At 34.4% G+C, this 16,396-nt stretch carries 35 protein-coding genes; all 35 read right to left on the reverse strand.

Annotated elements, in window-relative coordinates:
* Window positions 1-7: 7 nt before the first annotated feature.
* The 35 genes from MHH94_RS09985 to MHH94_RS10155 all read right to left on the reverse strand — a co-directional run bounded on the left by MHH94_RS09985 (window position 8) and on the right by MHH94_RS10155 (window position 16,394).
* On the reverse strand, window positions 8-283 hold the full coding sequence (locus tag MHH94_RS09985; protein WP_340840894.1) for a hypothetical protein: 276 nt from the start codon (window positions 281-283) through the stop codon (window positions 8-10).
* Window positions 284-351: 68 nt separating this feature from the next.
* A complete protein-coding gene (locus tag MHH94_RS09990; protein ID WP_119493535.1) occupies window positions 352-843 on the reverse strand; it encodes a tail assembly chaperone in 492 nt (163 codons plus the stop codon).
* 53 nt (window positions 844-896) lie between these two features.
* Window positions 897-1,421 carry a phage tail protein gene (locus MHH94_RS09995; protein WP_218696636.1) on the reverse strand — a complete coding sequence of 175 codons (525 nt, stop codon included), beginning with the start codon at window positions 1,419-1,421 and terminating at the stop codon, window positions 897-899.
* Window positions 1,422-1,424: 3 nt separating this feature from the next.
* Window positions 1,425-1,850, reverse strand: a complete 426-nt coding sequence (locus tag MHH94_RS10000; protein WP_340840899.1) for a DUF3168 domain-containing protein — start codon at window positions 1,848-1,850, stop codon at window positions 1,425-1,427.
* Window positions 1,851-1,859: 9 nt separating this feature from the next.
* Window positions 1,860-2,273: an HK97-gp10 family putative phage morphogenesis protein gene (locus MHH94_RS10005; RefSeq protein ID WP_340840901.1), complete on the reverse strand. Its 414-nt coding sequence runs from the start codon at window positions 2,271-2,273 to the stop codon at window positions 1,860-1,862.
* Entirely contained in the window at window positions 2,266-2,598 is a 333-nt protein-coding gene (locus MHH94_RS10010; RefSeq protein WP_340840902.1) for a phage head-tail adapter protein, read from the reverse strand. Before MHH94_RS10010 ends, MHH94_RS10005 begins: the two co-directional genes overlap by 8 nt.
* A complete protein-coding gene (locus MHH94_RS10015) occupies window positions 2,591-2,890 on the reverse strand; it encodes a Rho termination factor N-terminal domain-containing protein (protein ID WP_340840904.1) in 300 nt (99 codons plus the stop codon). Before MHH94_RS10015 ends, MHH94_RS10010 begins: the two co-directional genes overlap by 8 nt.
* Before the next feature lie 13 nt (window positions 2,891-2,903).
* Window positions 2,904-3,254 (reverse strand): phage head-tail adapter protein, encoded by a 351-nt coding sequence (locus MHH94_RS10020; protein ID WP_340840906.1) that lies wholly within the window; start codon window positions 3,252-3,254, stop codon window positions 2,904-2,906.
* Window positions 3,255-3,259: 5 nt separating this feature from the next.
* Window positions 3,260-3,403, reverse strand: a complete 144-nt coding sequence (locus tag MHH94_RS10025) for a hypothetical protein (RefSeq protein WP_191835796.1) — start codon at window positions 3,401-3,403, stop codon at window positions 3,260-3,262.
* 12 nt (window positions 3,404-3,415) lie between these two features.
* Entirely contained in the window at window positions 3,416-4,342 is a 927-nt protein-coding gene (locus tag MHH94_RS10030; RefSeq protein WP_340840909.1) for a phage major capsid protein, read from the reverse strand.
* A gap of 21 nt (window positions 4,343-4,363) precedes the next feature.
* A complete protein-coding gene (locus MHH94_RS10035; RefSeq protein ID WP_204172960.1) occupies window positions 4,364-4,948 on the reverse strand; it encodes a DUF4355 domain-containing protein in 585 nt (194 codons plus the stop codon).
* A 160-nt stretch (window positions 4,949-5,108) separates the two neighbouring features.
* On the reverse strand, window positions 5,109-5,303 hold the full coding sequence (locus MHH94_RS10040; RefSeq protein ID WP_340840914.1) for a hypothetical protein: 195 nt from the start codon (window positions 5,301-5,303) through the stop codon (window positions 5,109-5,111).
* 1 nt (window position 5,304) lies between these two features.
* Window positions 5,305-6,234 carry a phage head morphogenesis protein gene (locus tag MHH94_RS10045; RefSeq protein WP_340840916.1) on the reverse strand — a complete coding sequence of 310 codons (930 nt, stop codon included), beginning with the start codon at window positions 6,232-6,234 and terminating at the stop codon, window positions 5,305-5,307.
* On the reverse strand, window positions 6,221-7,615 hold the full coding sequence (locus MHH94_RS10050; protein ID WP_340840917.1) for a phage portal protein: 1,395 nt from the start codon (window positions 7,613-7,615) through the stop codon (window positions 6,221-6,223). Before MHH94_RS10050 ends, MHH94_RS10045 begins: the two co-directional genes overlap by 14 nt.
* A gap of 2 nt (window positions 7,616-7,617) precedes the next feature.
* Window positions 7,618-8,841: a PBSX family phage terminase large subunit gene (locus tag MHH94_RS10055; protein WP_340840919.1), complete on the reverse strand. Its 1,224-nt coding sequence runs from the start codon at window positions 8,839-8,841 to the stop codon at window positions 7,618-7,620.
* Window positions 8,834-9,325 (reverse strand): terminase small subunit, encoded by a 492-nt coding sequence (locus MHH94_RS10060; protein ID WP_204200757.1) that lies wholly within the window; start codon window positions 9,323-9,325, stop codon window positions 8,834-8,836. The genes MHH94_RS10055 and MHH94_RS10060 overlap by 8 nt, the downstream gene beginning before the upstream one ends.
* A gap of 147 nt (window positions 9,326-9,472) precedes the next feature.
* Entirely contained in the window at window positions 9,473-9,931 is a 459-nt protein-coding gene (locus MHH94_RS10065; protein WP_135015900.1) for a hypothetical protein, read from the reverse strand.
* A 3-nt stretch (window positions 9,932-9,934) separates the two neighbouring features.
* Window positions 9,935-10,141, reverse strand: coding sequence for a hypothetical protein (locus MHH94_RS10070; protein WP_340840924.1), 207 nt, complete (start codon window positions 10,139-10,141; stop codon window positions 9,935-9,937).
* 12 nt (window positions 10,142-10,153) lie between these two features.
* Entirely contained in the window at window positions 10,154-10,279 is a 126-nt protein-coding gene (locus MHH94_RS10075; RefSeq protein ID WP_340840925.1) for a hypothetical protein, read from the reverse strand.
* Between the two features lie 69 nt (window positions 10,280-10,348).
* Complete coding sequence (locus tag MHH94_RS10080; protein ID WP_340840926.1) at window positions 10,349-10,546, reverse strand: hypothetical protein; 198 nt, start codon at window positions 10,544-10,546, stop codon at window positions 10,349-10,351.
* A 12-nt stretch (window positions 10,547-10,558) separates the two neighbouring features.
* On the reverse strand, window positions 10,559-11,011 hold the full coding sequence (locus MHH94_RS10085) for a class I SAM-dependent methyltransferase (RefSeq protein ID WP_340840928.1): 453 nt from the start codon (window positions 11,009-11,011) through the stop codon (window positions 10,559-10,561).
* Window positions 11,012-11,266, reverse strand: a complete 255-nt coding sequence (locus tag MHH94_RS10090) for a hypothetical protein (RefSeq protein WP_340840930.1) — start codon at window positions 11,264-11,266, stop codon at window positions 11,012-11,014.
* Window positions 11,263-11,463: a hypothetical protein gene (locus MHH94_RS10095; RefSeq protein WP_340840932.1), complete on the reverse strand. Its 201-nt coding sequence runs from the start codon at window positions 11,461-11,463 to the stop codon at window positions 11,263-11,265. The genes MHH94_RS10090 and MHH94_RS10095 overlap by 4 nt, the downstream gene beginning before the upstream one ends.
* Window positions 11,464-11,465: 2 nt before the next feature.
* The gene (locus MHH94_RS10100) at window positions 11,466-11,834 is read right to left on the reverse strand and encodes a YopX family protein (protein WP_340840934.1); all 369 of its coding nucleotides are present in this window, start codon (window positions 11,832-11,834) and stop codon (window positions 11,466-11,468) included.
* Between the two features lie 68 nt (window positions 11,835-11,902).
* On the reverse strand, window positions 11,903-12,424 hold the full coding sequence (locus MHH94_RS10105) for a dUTP diphosphatase (RefSeq protein ID WP_311403861.1): 522 nt from the start codon (window positions 12,422-12,424) through the stop codon (window positions 11,903-11,905).
* The gene (locus MHH94_RS10110; protein WP_340840938.1) at window positions 12,421-12,624 is read right to left on the reverse strand and encodes a hypothetical protein; all 204 of its coding nucleotides are present in this window, start codon (window positions 12,622-12,624) and stop codon (window positions 12,421-12,423) included. The genes MHH94_RS10105 and MHH94_RS10110 overlap by 4 nt, the downstream gene beginning before the upstream one ends.
* Window positions 12,625-12,657: 33 nt before the next feature.
* Window positions 12,658-12,831 carry a hypothetical protein gene (locus MHH94_RS10115; protein ID WP_340840940.1) on the reverse strand — a complete coding sequence of 58 codons (174 nt, stop codon included), beginning with the start codon at window positions 12,829-12,831 and terminating at the stop codon, window positions 12,658-12,660.
* Window positions 12,824-13,216, reverse strand: a complete 393-nt coding sequence (locus MHH94_RS10120; RefSeq protein WP_340840943.1) for a hypothetical protein — start codon at window positions 13,214-13,216, stop codon at window positions 12,824-12,826. The genes MHH94_RS10115 and MHH94_RS10120 overlap by 8 nt, the downstream gene beginning before the upstream one ends.
* Window positions 13,217-13,612, reverse strand: a complete 396-nt coding sequence (locus MHH94_RS10125) for a hypothetical protein (protein ID WP_340840945.1) — start codon at window positions 13,610-13,612, stop codon at window positions 13,217-13,219.
* Window positions 13,600-14,553: a DNA cytosine methyltransferase gene (locus tag MHH94_RS10130; RefSeq protein ID WP_340840947.1), complete on the reverse strand. Its 954-nt coding sequence runs from the start codon at window positions 14,551-14,553 to the stop codon at window positions 13,600-13,602. Before MHH94_RS10130 ends, MHH94_RS10125 begins: the two co-directional genes overlap by 13 nt.
* A 12-nt stretch (window positions 14,554-14,565) precedes the next feature.
* Window positions 14,566-14,787: a DUF3269 family protein gene (locus MHH94_RS10135; RefSeq protein ID WP_340840949.1), complete on the reverse strand. Its 222-nt coding sequence runs from the start codon at window positions 14,785-14,787 to the stop codon at window positions 14,566-14,568.
* A gap of 4 nt (window positions 14,788-14,791) precedes the next feature.
* Window positions 14,792-15,301, reverse strand: a complete 510-nt coding sequence (locus MHH94_RS10140) for a DUF3310 domain-containing protein (protein WP_340840951.1) — start codon at window positions 15,299-15,301, stop codon at window positions 14,792-14,794.
* Complete coding sequence (locus tag MHH94_RS10145; protein ID WP_340840953.1) at window positions 15,301-16,041, reverse strand: hypothetical protein; 741 nt, start codon at window positions 16,039-16,041, stop codon at window positions 15,301-15,303. The genes MHH94_RS10140 and MHH94_RS10145 overlap by 1 nt, the downstream gene beginning before the upstream one ends.
* Entirely contained in the window at window positions 16,041-16,196 is a 156-nt protein-coding gene (locus MHH94_RS10150) for a hypothetical protein (protein ID WP_191835774.1), read from the reverse strand. Before MHH94_RS10150 ends, MHH94_RS10145 begins: the two co-directional genes overlap by 1 nt.
* Window positions 16,197-16,208: 12 nt before the next feature.
* Window positions 16,209-16,394, reverse strand: a complete 186-nt coding sequence (locus MHH94_RS10155) for a hypothetical protein (protein WP_204200851.1) — start codon at window positions 16,392-16,394, stop codon at window positions 16,209-16,211.
* Window positions 16,395-16,396 lie beyond the last annotated feature (2 nt).

The following is a 16,396-nucleotide window of genomic DNA, read 5'->3' on the forward strand; positions in this document are numbered from 1 at the left end:
TCCCTCCTTACATGTTCTTACCAAATAATTTTTCAGCATCTTCTATTTGTCTTGCTCTTATATTCTTCTTGCGTTCAAGTTCTGCTTTTCTGTCAGCTTTAAATTCATCATTGTTTTGATACAATTTCTTACGAGATACTTCTATTTGTTTTTGTAATTTGCCTAACTTTTTACCGTTTTGTGCTAAGGCAGTAGCAGTAGCTAAATGCAAGTTGTGTTCTAAACTGTCTAGTTCACGTTCTCTTGCGCCTTTTATCCACGATTGCCATTCTCTTGGTGTCATAGCAAATAACTCGTCTTCACTGATATATCCTAGATATTGAGCAGTCTGTATACGTATATCATCGTAATCTAGTAAGGTTGCTTGCCTGTTAGAATCACGTATGTTTCTTTCATGAATTCGTGCGCTTTCTTCGCTTCTTCCTTCTCGTCGTCCTTCACTAATTTGTGTGCTTGAGACATCTGGAACCAAAACATTTTTATTTGTTGTTTGAAAAAACCCGAATCATTTAATACAGTTACAGCACCTTGTAACAATTCAATTGTGTCATCTTTTTCATCAATTATTTTTTCTACTGCTTCTTCAATATCTTTTTCTTTCAATTCTTTTTTATGCGCTAATGCACAAATCCAAAACTGAATAATCGATTCACTATTACGGTTTAATAAACCGTTATAAATAGCTTGTATACCAGTGCCTTCTTTTTTACCTTCTTCATTTTTTGTTGCAAAGTCTTTTGCTTTACGGTCAAACGCCAGTGAACCTTTAGCTTTATATTTAACATCTCCAATTTCTAATTCAGTAATCGGATTGAATTTTTCTTCTTGAAATACATTTGTCATGTTATTACCTCACTTAATTTTGATATAAAAAAATAAGGGGACTTAACCCCTTATTAAGCACCAGAACCTGCTACTTGTTCACGCTCTTCGAATTTACCTTCATATTCCCCAGGTTTTTCGAAATCAACTTTAGGTGCAGCAGCTGATGGATCTAACCATGATGCCGGTAAATTTTCAAATACTCCTTTAGCAGTATTAAATTTAACTTTTAAGGTTACTTCGATAGTATCCTCTTCGTCGTCAAACGAGTTACCATATTCTTCAACTACCGTATACGCGAATTCAGATTTATATCCTTCTTCATATTTTTTCTTTTCAATTCTCCATACTCTTATCTGTTCTTTATTTTTGATAGCAGTTAAGAATTGTTCTTGCCCTTTATCTCCTGGAATCTTATCGTTAGTAAACGTGTATTCTTCAGAAGTAACACTATAGTCATAGTCCATTTTTCCAGCGACTGGTTTTTCTTTTAATTCATTCGAAACATTGTATTCGCCTTCTTTAAGTTCAGCAACTAAATAACCTTCTGAACCAATCAAATTCTTTTCTGGCGCTACAACCAAAATGTAATTACTCATACTCTACACTCCTTCTTGTAATGTTTTGTGTCTAAATCTAAATAAAAGACGTAGAACACCATGTTTTGTGAATTGGTCAATATCGATAAACACATCACTGTTGCCTTTCTGAACCCAATCTAATTCATAGTCTTCTATGTCTACGTTCTCTCTTGCTAGAATGTTGAGATACTTTAATATGTCCCTAGTCTCATAACTCGTAGTAGCTTGACTATAGACATGCAATGTAATTGCGACTGTTTCTCTCATGCCATTCATTGAAGGTCGTTCAGTGACGTTTGTTTCTCCAACCACAATGTATGGGTATTCAACGTCTTTCTGAACGCAATCAAAAACGCGACCACCAACTAACATGTCAATGGTCGCGCTACTTTTTAAATTGTTATATATCTTTACAAATAGTTCAGGTTCAACTGATACCCATCTCATCTAATCACCTCATGAAAAATACTTACTAAATGTTTTGCGACCAGCATCAATAGCAGGGTTCCAAAACGGTTGTGCTTCCATTCCTTTTGTAGTGTGCCATTCGCCGTCTGCATCTTGATATGACCACGGTATCTTTTTAGCACGACTGCCACCAGGACCAGTAGCATATATTCCAGTACCGTATTCCACATATATAGCGTAATCTGCACCAACGCTTATCACGCCAGTTAAACCACCATCTTTATACATAAAATCGATACTTTCTTTTAAGTAACCCATATCTACTGGGGCTAACGATATTGCAGTGTTATATATCATCTGTGTTGTTTTAGCTATACCTTTTTTAACCCAATCTTCCATTTCTTCACGGTAATCTTCTAATGCTACAACTAAGTTATTATTACCATACTTAACTTTAGCCATATGGTGTCGCCTTTAAATGTGTTTTGTGGACTTCATTCATACCACCTTGATTTTCTAAGTCACCAACGCATTGATAAACTTTACCGTTATATCTGAAATGTGCTTTTTTAGGGTTAAATTTAGTAAGGTAAGGCGTATACATATTTAAATCGACTGATTGTTCCATTTGATGAAATTTAAGTGTTTCAGAAGTTGTAGGTGTATCCATAAATGCTCGTATTGGTTTTTCGCTCACAAAGCGCTCTTGTACATTTGGAAACTGTCCCACCTTTTCAATGAAACCTAATTCAACTGTATGAGGGTATTCGTCGTATGGATTAAACATGATCATTACCTTCTAACACTTCGATTAACTTTGCTTTCTTCATACTAGAAAAGCCCTCAATATCACGTTTTTTAGCGAGTTTTTTAAGTTCTGATACATTCATATCAGAATAGCTTAATTGCTCGTCTACACGTTCTATTAAAGGCTTGCCTTGACGATTAGATGTGTTGGATAATTCAGTTAGTCTTTCTTCACTCACTTGCTTACCAGAACGAGGGAAAACGTCACCTACGTTATATTCATGGTTGTTGTCTTGTAAGTCAGTGAAGTAATTAATAACTTTGTACGTCACTGTAATCACTCCATTATCTTAAAGGTTTATAAACATGGAATTTAGCACGTTTATACCTTTTTAATACATCAGTTATATATTCTGGAATACCGTCGTTGTATGTGTAAGATACTGTCCCCATACTCCTTGACTTAATATTCCTTCTAACTTCTGGACGTTGTTGATACTCCAAGACATCAGCAACATACTTTTTGATTTTAAACGGGTATACAATTTGCCCGTCTTTTACAAAATCATTATTTGTAATATCTCTAACATCTTCGAGTATCCCTTCAACTTCCATTTCGAATACTTCTCTTTCATCCGGATTTATTTCTATTCCGTTTTTATTAAGAAGTAATTCTATTTCTTCATAAAGAGACATAAACATCACTCACTCTTTTTAGACGTTGTTCGTCTTGATTTAACCTCTTTATAACCAACATGGCTATAATAGGCATCGAAAGCTTTGCGTGTTACCGTAATAGTTTGGTCATCACGTTTTACTTTTATTTCTTCAGCTTGCTTATTCATGTATAACCACTCCTATCCTTCTGTAACTTCTGCAGGTTTAAGTGAAGCAAACGCTTCTGGTTTAACATTCATGTAAGCAATATGCATAGTAGCACGTAATGCGAACATGTCACGTTCGAATAATGATACTGGTTGTCCAGATGCATCAGATGCTTGTAACGTTGTTAATGTAGCATCTTCTGAAATAGCATACTCAATACCTTGTAAGATTCCATAACGTGCATAGTCCCAGTCGCCCATTAATGCTAATGATTTAGTTTTATCAAACACATCAGCACCAGTATAAGATAATGGTAAGCCCATGATTTCATTACCGTTAGCATCGAATAATGGTTGTTTGTTTCCATCTAAAGCATTACGCATTTTCGTTTTAAATGAACGTGTAGTTAATACTCCGTTTGGATCTAATTCTTCATCTTCGATAGTTCCCATTAAAGCAGATAAATCAACGTATAAATCATTAGAATCATTTACTACGTTTCCTTTTTCTTCTGCACCAGCTACTAAAGGTTTACCACTTGTTGCAGTATTGTATGGAGATTCAGTACCAAAAATAACTGCTTGGTCAAACTTCTTATAAAAAGCCTCTGCAATTAAAGGTTTAACTTCGTTGAAGAAATCTTTTGCTGTCCATTTTAAAAACTCTTTAGATAATGGAATGATAACACCGATTTTCTTAGCTTCCATTTCTGCTTGAGCGTATTCTGGTTTAGAAGTTTGAATACGTTCAGTTTCTGATACCCAGTATGCTCCTACGCCTTTTGCTAAGTACGTAAAGTTTTTCTTTTGTGCTGTCATTGGTTCATTCTTTGCTAGTTTCATGACTGATGAATTAGCCATAATATCTTTCATAATTAATGAACCTTGTTCTGCAGGGATAACCCCATTTTTAAAATCTGATAATATTACATTACTTGGTGTGTAATTTGGAACTGCCATAATTTATTACCTCGCTTTTTATTATTTTCTTAAACTAATTTCTTGTGCCATTTCTTCAATAGACTTAACACTTGTTGATTCTGGTAAATCATTTTCGTTGTTACGAATATCACGACCACCATTTTTAAATTTTGATTCAACGCCGTCTTGAACATATTTATCAAATGTTTCTTTTAATGAAGATAAGTTTTGTTCTGTTTCTTCATCAGTATCACCTAAAAAGTTATCTATTAAACTAGATGGAATATTTAGTTCTTGCGCTTTACCTAATGCAAAACTTTTAATTCTTTCACGTTTTGCTTCTGCATCACGTTTCTCCAGTTCCTTCTCAAGAGCGCTAATTCGCTTTTGTTCTTCCGACTGCTCTGGATTACGTTTTTGCACTTCTTTGTCAATTAAGCTTTCAAGATTCTTTTCTTTCCATGACTCTAGACCTTTAGTGTGATATCTATCTAATTCTGGCTGAATAAAACGCTTGCCTTCATCAGTATCTAAAAAGCCTTTAACGTCATCTACCGATACCGTTTTAAGTCCTTTTAAATACTCCTTAACTTCGTTTGAGTCTTTATTTTCATCTAAAAATGCTTTTACTTCTTCGATATTCATTTTCATTGCTCCTTTTTGACCTTCATGTACACAAAGTCCATAAAGTTCATATTGAGCCTTTTAGTGACTTGCTTAGGTCAAATAGCTAACGTCTGCTATAAACGAGATATACAGATCACTTCCTTGGGGATAAATGAACGCATAAAAATAACCGGCAATCTCACGACTGTCGGCTTGGGTTATACATTTTTACATATTTTTTCTCATCTAAATTCACGTTTCTAATCTGTTTTTTATTTTCCTCAATAAGAGTTTTTAACACTTCAACTTCTTCTTTTGTTTCGTCATACTTAATAGATTTTTCAAGTAATTCATTATAAACATATAAATCTAAAATTACTGTGTTATTTTCCACATCAATCACCCTTTTCTTTAGTTTTTAACCAATCTTCATATGTCTGAAAATCAACAACACTCGTACTACCATCATCATTTCTAACGCGCATAACTTCAGGCACTTCGTCATCAATCAAATACATAAGTTTACATCTACAATTGATGTTCTCTTTTGCACTAGAAACGCCTACGAACGTTTTAGGAGACAACCCTACACACCCACTAGACTTAAATGTTTCTGTTAATTTCTTTTTCTGACCGTCTAAGTGTCTATGTGTATCACGAGTGCGTGTGTCTTTAGTAGCATTCCACATCTTAGTCATTTCAATGCCATTCTCTTTAGCTTTCATTGCACTATCTTGACCAGCTATACTCATTGCACGACTTGCTTCAGTTCTAGCAACTCGCTTTGATTGAGCCATAGACATTCCTATATCATCACGTAATGCTTTTGCTATCTTACTGTAACCTTCTCCGCTCATAATGCCCTGTGTGATATGCATACGTATCTTTTCTAATACTTGATTACGTTGTTTCTGTAATGTAGGTATAAGTTTAATGAATTCAATCGGTTGTTCTATTGCTTTCTGTATAACTTCTGCACTAGGAACCTTAACTTGCATATCGCTTTGACTAGCCAATTCATACAAAAACAGGCTCATCATATACTTTTCGATATAAGCGTTTTGTTGTGATTGTTTAATAGTCTTAGCAACTATTTTGTAATCATCATTCATCATCTCACTTATACGTTTCAGTTCTTTATTGAGCCTGTTGTATTTATTAAAGTTAGTCCAAGTAATATGTGGTTCACTACCTTCGTATTTCTCGAACATATCTTCTATTAATGCTTTAATCACTTTTAATCTATTAGAGAATAACTTCTCAATTTCTTTTTCGGATTGAGCAATAAGTTTATCTATTCTTTTATCGATATCATCTTGTTTCATTATCTCCACCTACTTCATTTGTGGAGTCTCCAAACTCATATGCATCTTTCTCTATTTCTTGTAACTCATAATGAACATCATCTACAAGTTGAGATTGACTTAACCTTGTCCTTTCAGATACTTGACCTCGTAAGTTAACTAGTACTTGTGATTCTTCTAATTTGTTTACAGGTATGTTTCGTGTGAATTTGAAAATAATATCTAAATAACTATCTTCATCCAAGTTATATCCTTTACGTCTAAGTGCAGACATAATAACTTTGAATTGATATCTCAACATAGAAGTCATTTTACGCTCAAATGTCATACATTTATTCTCTAGTGCCATCAATTTCAATTTCATACCAATAATAGGTACGTTTCCGTTGAATTCATCAGAATTAAAGTTAACTGATTTTGCAAAACGCATAATGTTTTTTTCTAAACGATCTAAATGGTTCTCAATCATTGTGTCGTTAACATCTTTAGTTAGATACTTTACATCCATATCTTTATCAAATAATTCAAACGCACCACTTCTTTGCGTTTCTTGAATCATCTGTTCATCCATACCCATTCCACGTAATACCAGATAAGCTAATCTCGTTTGACTTATCTCGCTAGATGCATCACTCATTGTTATGTCATAACCATCAATTAAATGGATAACCTTTTCAGCATCGCCAATCATTTCTTTGTTATTAGGTACTCCAAACAACGGATTATATTCAAATAGATGTTCATATCTTCCGATTTCGTTTAACGCGTCTATACCTTCTCCTCTGAATACATAATAGTATTCGTTATCATAAAACTCTGCGTAAACATACTCTGTTTTATTGTCGTCGTCTTTTTCAAAGAAATAACGTAATGAGTATTGAGGTTCTGTGATATCTTCTCCGATAAAAACCACGTTAAATGGATCTATATTTTTTATTCTGATATTACCTTCGCGGTCAATATATGCGAGTCTTGAACCATACCCACATATTGCAGCCATTTTCCCCATTTCAGAGTCTTCATCATCTACATTATTCCTAATAACAAAGTTAGAGATAAATTCTTTTAACTTATCATTTTTAGTTGAGTTTTCATCTAAATCATAAGTTACTGGTATCCCGTGTAAATATCCTACTCGAGTGTCTACTATTTCACTATCAAACGAGTTATTCAATTTGTTATTGATTGATACATCTAATCTTCTAACGTTTCCACCAGTCTCAAAATCTTCTTTTTGCTCAATTGGTTGTCTTCTAAAAATAGGCACATAATCAATGTCAGTTTTATATCTGTTATACAGATTAATCATTCGTTCTCTATCTTCTTTATGAGACTCTATAATAGCTTCTATATGCTTAGGTAAAACGCCATTATCTTTTATGTCATCTGCAATTTTGTACAATTTTAATTAGCCCTCCTTAATCGTTCGGGTTTTAGATGTGTGTATATTGCATAACGCAAACTATCCATTACATCATCAAATTCTTTTATTGGCTCTCCTTTAGTCGGGTGCCACACATACTTATATATTTCTTGTTTAAATCTATCCATTTGTTCATATACAACTTTTAATTTACGTTGCTTGAATAGTTTTGCTATGTTCTCTATACCAGACATAACACTTTTGTCTGCGTTGATTGCTCTTAATCTATGCTTTCTAAATTCAGTTACATATTCTGGTCTGGCAGTGTCGCAATAAAAATTAATATTACCGTATCTCTCGACTACACCTTTTGCTATCTCAACCCAGTCATCTATGAATTTAAATTGATGTGCGTGTTCTTCAATTAAGTAAAAATCACCTTTTATACTTCTACCAATCACAACGATAGATCCATAATGTTCATATCCCCAGTCAACACCAGCAAAGTATTCTTTCATTGGAATATCGTTTAGTTCTTCTTCGGTTACAGTGTTTAACTCTAAATCGAAATCAGAATACACAACACCGTCACCCGATACCCATTGACCATTAATGTTACGTTCGTAGAACATACCAGAAGGTGTCGATGCTTTAATTGATTCTTTATATCTTTCATTCAAGAATGTATTATCATCTAATTGAAACGAGAACTCTAATATACCTGCTTTAGGTTCTTTGTTTTCGATATAGTCCTTCAATAACCAATGTTCTGGGTGGTCTGGGTTAGTATCCACGATTATCCTTGCACCACTACCACTACATCTTGATTTAATCTCATCAAATACTTCCTCATGCGCTAGCGATGCTTCATTGATATACGCACCGTAAGCAGTCATACCACGTATAGCACCAATGCCACTCACTTTACTATGTCCTGTCTGAACGACTTGAACGCCAAATAAGTTAAATGAATTGTACTTATCAAACTTAAATTCAATACCATATTTATTAGTCAACTCTATTAATACGTTCTTCTGAATCGTACCTAATGTTGCGCCAGCTAATATATATTGTGGTGTTTCAACACCTTCATCATCTGCTGCCTTTCGAACTCTTATTAATTCACGTAGAAATAAGTCGTTGTTCAATATTGTTTTACCTGTACGCTTAGCACCATGATTAATCAACATGAACCAGTCTCTGCGCTCAGTTGCTTTAAGGATGTTTATCTGCTTATCTGTGTATAGTGCTGATAAATTAGTCATTTCTTATCACATCCGTTATAGCATCGTGTAATTGCTTAATCTTATCTTCTTGCGCTGTATCTCCACGATCCATTTGTTCGATTTTCTTGTTCATCATTTCGATTTCTTTTTGTATCTTCTGATTAGCTAGTTCTTCGTTGCCTAATGTCATACGATTCATTCCATCTAAGCTTTGTAAGAATGCATCAGCAGTTGGTTTCTTTATTCCGTTTTCATCAATCTCGTTCTTCGCTATGTTCTTTAACCACTCATATTCATCAAAAGCCTTTTGGCGTGTCCATTTTGATTTTTCAGCTACTTCTTGGCGCAGTTCTTCAAACCTTGCACTAACCTTGCTATTATTCGATATCCTACTCGCTAATACATCAATATCTTTTTCACTCTTATTCTCAGTCGAATACCCTGCGTCAACATATGCTTTTCGTTGGCTCTTTCCTTCTATGAGTCCTAGAACAAATTTCTCTTGTTTATCAGTTAATTTCATTTTTCTCTCATTCAATCACGCCCTTGTGCTAATTGCTTAGTTTATTTTTGAAACATAAAAATAACCACCTAGCGTATGCTAGATGGCTCTGTATATAAATATTAGAGGGAGGAATCATGCACCAAAGAAATGGAGTCATTGACTAACCTAATTATAATTCTTTTCCCTATCCCTCTGCATCTTTGTAGAATTCGTCGAGTTCGTCGACTGTTTAGATATCTCTGATAGTATCCCACATATCACATCAACTCTATTTGCTACCTGTGATTTATGCAATCCTACAAGTAAACCAATCTTCGTGTAACTATATCCTCTTTTAAGCAACTTTAAGATATATACATCTTTAGCTTTAGTAATATGATGTTCATTATTATCTATGAACTGGACTTTCTCAGCACACTTAATTGTAAATCTATCTTGTGTAATAGTCTTTAATACAATACTACTGACTTTATCACTCGTCTGACCTTGTGCTTTAGGCATACTAGCTTCTATACCATATTGAGCAGTACCTGTGCTATCTGATGCCAATATTTTGGACTCTACAGCGTTTAGCATCCACGAATAATCATTTAACATTTCTTTAATGTCTTCTTGTGTGTACATCAATCAGTCCTCCTTACTAATACGAGATGATAAAGTTTCCGTTACATGTAATACCGTACTATTAAAGAATTTTTGAAATTCTTCTCCATTATTTTTAATAAACTCTATGCTTTCAGCGTTCATATCTTGTTTAGACTTCATTAAAAAGTCGATAAAATCAAATTCATATTTACTATTATCTATGATCTCGATAACTTTTTCTTTGTTCATTATTCAGCCCTCCTATAAAATGAAATCCCACAACTTTATCGTTAAAGCAATTATGCCACATACAAACAACGTTCCTAATCCTACGAATATTATTGTTACTAATATGTTAACTAACCAATTTTGATATTTATCGTTCATCTTCTCACTCCTTAACTGCATTTATCACTAACGCAATGACTATAACTGCGAATAGTATTAATCCGAATGTCATAACAAGCTACCAAACATTAAACCGACAATCACACCATTAAGTAAACCTAATAATACACATTTAATAGCTAAACCTTTCATATACTTAATAGTGAATTCTTGCATTTCATCATCATGCTTCTTGATTATTTTTCTATAACCGTCATGCATATCTTCTATGATTTTATCCACTTGTTCTTGAGTGTATGTTTTCATTCAACATCCCTCCTATTTCATAAACACTAACCAATGAGTTTTACTTCTTTTATTACCTAGAATAGGTTTTTGCTCAAAACACTTTAATACTTCTGCTAACTTAATTTGTTCTTCATTCCACTTAAAGATTAATGTCCCATTCGTCTTGAGAACTCTCATACACTCCTCAAAACCTTGCTTTAAATCTTCTGGCCATGTTTCATTAAGTCTTCCATACTTTTGTACTAACCAACTTTTATCGCCACCTCTTATCAAATGTGGTGGATCAAATACAACCATATAAAAAGATTCATCTTCAAATGGCATATTTCTAAAGTCGGCCACAACGTCTGGTGCTACTATTAACTTACGACCGTCACTCAAATTTGTATTTAATTCTCTAATATCCATATAAGTTACATCTTCATGTTCTTTGTCAAAGTAGAACATTCTACTGCCACAACACGCATCTAATATTCTCGTCATTCAACATCTCCCCATTCCTGTGAACCACGGCTCGTTATCTTTGTAAGCTTGTGTGTCTTCATAATCTAACGGTGCTTGGCTAGTCAGCATGACTTGATTGCCACTTTTATCTTTATATACATCACCTTGCTTTAATCCACGCATACTATTTGGTGCCTCCACTTCATCCTGCACACTCGCATACTTATATGATCGTTTGATGAACGTGTACAATGCTAGAAGTGATATTGTTAATGTGATTAGGTATAGTTTCATTGGGTATCCTCCTTATATCTAATTAAGATATATGTTCTATCTTCGTTACTTTGTTCATATCTAACAACGTAATGGCTTTCTACATACCACTCTTTTATGTTGTTGTCGGATACGAATTTGTTCACTAGGTTTACTGCCTTTTGTTCAATATCTTCATCATATGATGACCCATCTCTGAATTCTTTTAGTTTATACATTGTTAGTCCTCCCCTAGTAAGTAACCATCTTCAAATTTATTACCTATGATTTCAAATTCATCTTTAACGTCACTTAAATACACCGAATCTCCCCCAGTAAATCTCATTACAAATGCACCTTCTAAATATTCAACAACGCCGATTTCTTCGCTTGTAACATCTCTAGCAATATCTCCCTCAAAATATTCACTGTAGTGATAGTCTGTTAATCTACTTGATTGCATTAATGCTCCTACATTAAAGTCCCAGTTGGCAATGTCGTCATTCATTTCTGGAAGAATACATTCTACTTGTTCATTTAAGAAATCTATAGCTACCACTTCGTAAATTTTGTTTAATTTTATATTATAAAATCTATACTTTGTTATCATTTCCCCATCACTCCCTATTCAGTATTTCTCGTACCTTATCTAAAATATCTGGGTGACTTTCGCCACGTTTAATATCCACTTGATCCAAAACCGTTTGTTCCTCTTTCGCTTTCACTTGCAAACTCCTCTACAACATTTACTTCTGGTGTAACAATTGGTACGATAACCAACTGTGCTATTTTGTCGCCTTTGTTGATTGTATAACTCATATGACAATAGTTTTTTGTAAAATCAGCCCGAATTTCTCCTTGTATATCCAAATAATAGTTGGCGTTATAGAATTTAACGCCTCCTCCACCATGTTTCATATCATTCTTAATATTCACTTTCATATGACCGTTATATCCTGCATCTATCTTGCCAGTTTCAACGACTAAATGTGTCTTGCTACTTACACCACTTCTACTAGTTAATAACCCTACATAGCCCTCTGGAATGTCTACCGCTATATCTGTAGCAAGTAATATCTTTTCTTGTGGTTCAATAACTACTGTTTCTGCTGCGTATATATCAAGTCCTGCACTCACACCGTATGCCCTAGTTGGTGTTGTTGCGTTGTCTGATAGTAATTTGATGTTTAGGTTGTTCATTGTTTGTCCTCCAAAATATCTCCAATTTTTTCAATACATTCTATATCACTCATTTTCAAAAAATCGTATATACATTTATCGTGTATCACTTTTATTTGGTCATACGCTTTTGCTTTAGCGTAGACTTCTCTTACTTCATCTGCCATTGCGTAAAAAGAAGGAGCTTTATATCTAGCACCTAACTCTTTTATTTCAGCCACTACATTTTTCTCATACTCATACGCCATAGTCACTCACGCTCTTTCCATTTTTTTATTTATATAAGGTAGGTCATTATAAAAGTCTCTAGCATGGTGCTTATAATAAAATCTTTTACCGTGTGACTTTCCCTTATCATCCACCCACAATACATTCCACTGGTTCATATCCAATGTGTCAGTGATATCTTGAAATATTTCTCTAATCATGAGTATCAGCCTCCAAATCATCAATGAAATGTACTAATCTGAAATATCTATGTTCACTTGGATTATTTAATGCTTTGTCTTTGATGTGTTCAGTTAGGTTGTTATATCTCTTCCTTACTTTCTCTAGTTGAGATATTTCATAATTTTTAGCATCTATATATTTACTTCTACCTAATGCTAGGCTTTCCAATTCATCTACTTTTCTTCTCAACTTCTCCACATCTTTAATAAGTGAGTCACGTTCACATTTATACTTAATACTTTCTGAGACTGCTTCTTTTAATCCAGCTGTTAATTTGTCATGTGCTGTTTTGTACTGATCGCGTTCTTTTTTAGTTTCTTCATACATCATCAGCAACTCTATTTGTTCTTTACTGCCTTCCATCTACTCCACCAACTTTCCGTCACGCCAGATGAGTGTGAGGGTTTCGTCATTTTCAAACATATGAATACTTCTTGTAAAACTATTTTCAAGCTTTCTATCCAATTGCAAAATTTCATTAATGCTTTTATTCTCATGTATTTCTGAATATGTCCTCTCGTTATATTTAAAAATCGCTAGTAATTTAGGAACCTTTGTACATTTTGCGATTTCAACTTCTACTGTGAAAGTAGTATCATTACCAGTAAATCCGTATGTTTTAAAGTCCCCATCTTCGTCAAATTGGATGTTCATTAATTGTTTATCAGCTCTAAATATCTGATTCGTAACTTTGTTCTTTTCAGCCCACTCAATCAACTCTGGTAAATTCATTTCTTTCTTTGTTTTTATTGTTGGCATAACGCATCCTCCTTTATCACTTTCAACACTTCTTCAAATATTGCTTCTAACACTTGAACTACGATACTGTTGCCAGCTTGTTTATATAACGTTCCGTTTGTCGTGTTCTTGCGTGTGGGGTGTTCATTAGCGACCTTGTAATAGTCTTCATCTTCAAAGCCCATAAGTCGCCAACACTCTAGTTCAGTTAATAATCGATACTGACCGTTTCCGATTGGTACAATTCCACTGTTCGGACATCTATTTTGTTTTGTAGTAATCGTCCAGCTATAATCTTCAATTGGTTTTAGTCCTCCACCAAAACCTTGTCGCTTGTTTATCGCACTTAACATAGAAGGTGATTTGATAGTGTATTTATCATCAACATCTGTTTCTAAAAACTCACTCACATCCCTCATTGGTCTTCCTTTTAATGACGAGAAGTCGAACCGTTGACCATCTAACATACTGATAACAAATACACGTTCTCTCTTTTGTGGTATGCCGAACTCACGACTATCTAACACTTCATAATTGCTCGTATAACCTAGTCGTTCCATTTCAATAAAATATTTGTTGAAGTTATGGATCATGTCTTTTGCTAGCACACCTTTGACGTTTTCCCAAATCACGACTTTCGGTTTCCATACGCCCATATTTTCGATAATTCGTATCGTTTCCCACATCAACGATGAACGTGTTTTATCTTCATCATTACCACCTAATCTAGTACCAGCCCGACTAAAGTCTTGGCATGGACTTCCATGTACCAATATGTCTGGTTTAAGGTTCCAACCAACAACCGATTGTGGCTGGTGTAAATGCTCGTAAAGCGCGTTGTATGTTCTAACAGACTTTTCATCTATCTCCACATAATCAATAGCTTTGTGTGGATAGCCTAGATTTAACATTGCTTTTCTAGGTGCGCCAATGCCACCGAACAACTCTAAAATTTTTATCATGATGTCACTTCCTTAAATATCGAATATGCTTAACTGCATTCCTAACTCTTCTTCTAACTTCAAATCATGTGCTGCTTTAAATTGTCTTAACTCACTATCAGTTAACTTATGTTCTTGTCTTACAAATGGTGTATGTGGCATACCTAATAAAGTATTGATTTCTTTACTAGGTACCACAGTGAACATCTTTTTGCCTTCTGAATTGTATAGATCATATTTATCGAGTAGTCCCATCCACTCACTCCCAATTCTCAATAGCGAAGTCTAAGCATTTACGTGCTTTCTTAATATCTTCTAGCCCATTCTTGCCTGGCGCTCTCATTTGATATTCCAACGCACTCGCCACGTTATGTGCTACTGAACCTTTATGATATTTATCAGCCACAATTGCGATGATGTCCTTCACTTCTATGTCTCCTAGCATATAATGTGACGGTTTGTTCACTGGATCGTGTGTAGCTTGCTCGATATATTTTTTTGTTTCTTCAATAGCTTTGTTAATGTGTTCTATACGCTGAATAACTGGTTCTTCTGTATCTTCTTCGTCTGTTGCTAGGGTGTAGTAGTCTTCATTTCCAAAACCACCTCTATGTGATGCTAAAACTGCTCTACGTGAATACTCTTTTAAAGAACAATCGATTAAACGAAGCACACCATCTTTTCTCGTTTTTTCTAAAGTTGCGAAAAAATCTACATCTTCCCAATCTAACCTTTTAACGTGTACTCTATCGCCTGCTTTGAATTCCATTAGCATATACCTTCTTTCTCATAATATTCATCTGCCCACATAAATGCGTTTGCATAACCGACAGTGTATGGGACTTTCAATTCACCTTTACAAACTTTGCTAATCATTTTTCTGTCGTACAACGTTTCTTCTGCTGCTTGAACTGTACTCTTGTATTCGTCTATCAATTGACCGTTTTCATCTAGGAATACTACTGGTTTACATCTTTTCTTACGGTTCATGCGTGCTACATATTCATCAAATGTCATTTGCATTAGATTATCTGCACCAATATTATGTTTAGGTTCGTTTTTCACAAAAACTTGATTGCCTTCTTTGATCGTTCCAACAAATGCTTTATAAACAAAAGTTCGTGCGTTCATTGTTTTTCCTTTGTATATGATGTACATGCTGCCGTTAACCATGTTAGGTAATACAAAATATTCATTACCGTATATGTTAGTCCCTTTAAATCTGCCTAAATTGCTTACCTTCAAACCATATATGCTTGTTTTCTTCCACACTTCACCTTTTACTTTTAGTTTTATATTCATATCTCTTTTAGCGGTAACATTTGGTTTCGCATTTAAAATGTATGCCTCTAATTTATTGTGATATAACCCTTTAGCACCATAAGACTTAACTGAGCTTGGCTCTACTCCTAGCCACCCTGCTATCTCTTTATAAGTTGTTGGCGTAAGTTTGTTGTAGAGTGGTTCATACAAGTAAACTGTTTTGCCTGCACGTTCTTTTCTAGCCATTACGCCCACCCCTTAAAGTACGAATAAAATAAGTTGTTATAGTATTTACTCCTCGGTACTGGTTTAGTTTCTGCTTTCTTGTAATTAACTTTCTTCTTTGGTTTACTTTCATGCCAGTAAATGACTGGTGCATGATGTGCTTTTCTAGCTAGCATTTGTATTCCTCCTTAATTAACCCATAATATTTCTGGTTCAAGTTCTTTTATTTTTCCGTCTATTAAGTCACTGAATTTCCCGTCTGCTAAGTCTTGTACATATTGCTCTGCTTCTTCTGTTGTATTAGCAGGCACTTGCATTTCAACACGTATTTTCGCTGTTACATCCATTGATACATTTTTATATTTTTGTTCCACTG

This window comes from Mammaliicoccus sp. FSL K6-3158, assembly GCF_038005105.1.
GTDB lineage: Bacteria > Bacillota > Bacilli > Staphylococcales > Staphylococcaceae > Mammaliicoccus > Mammaliicoccus sciuri.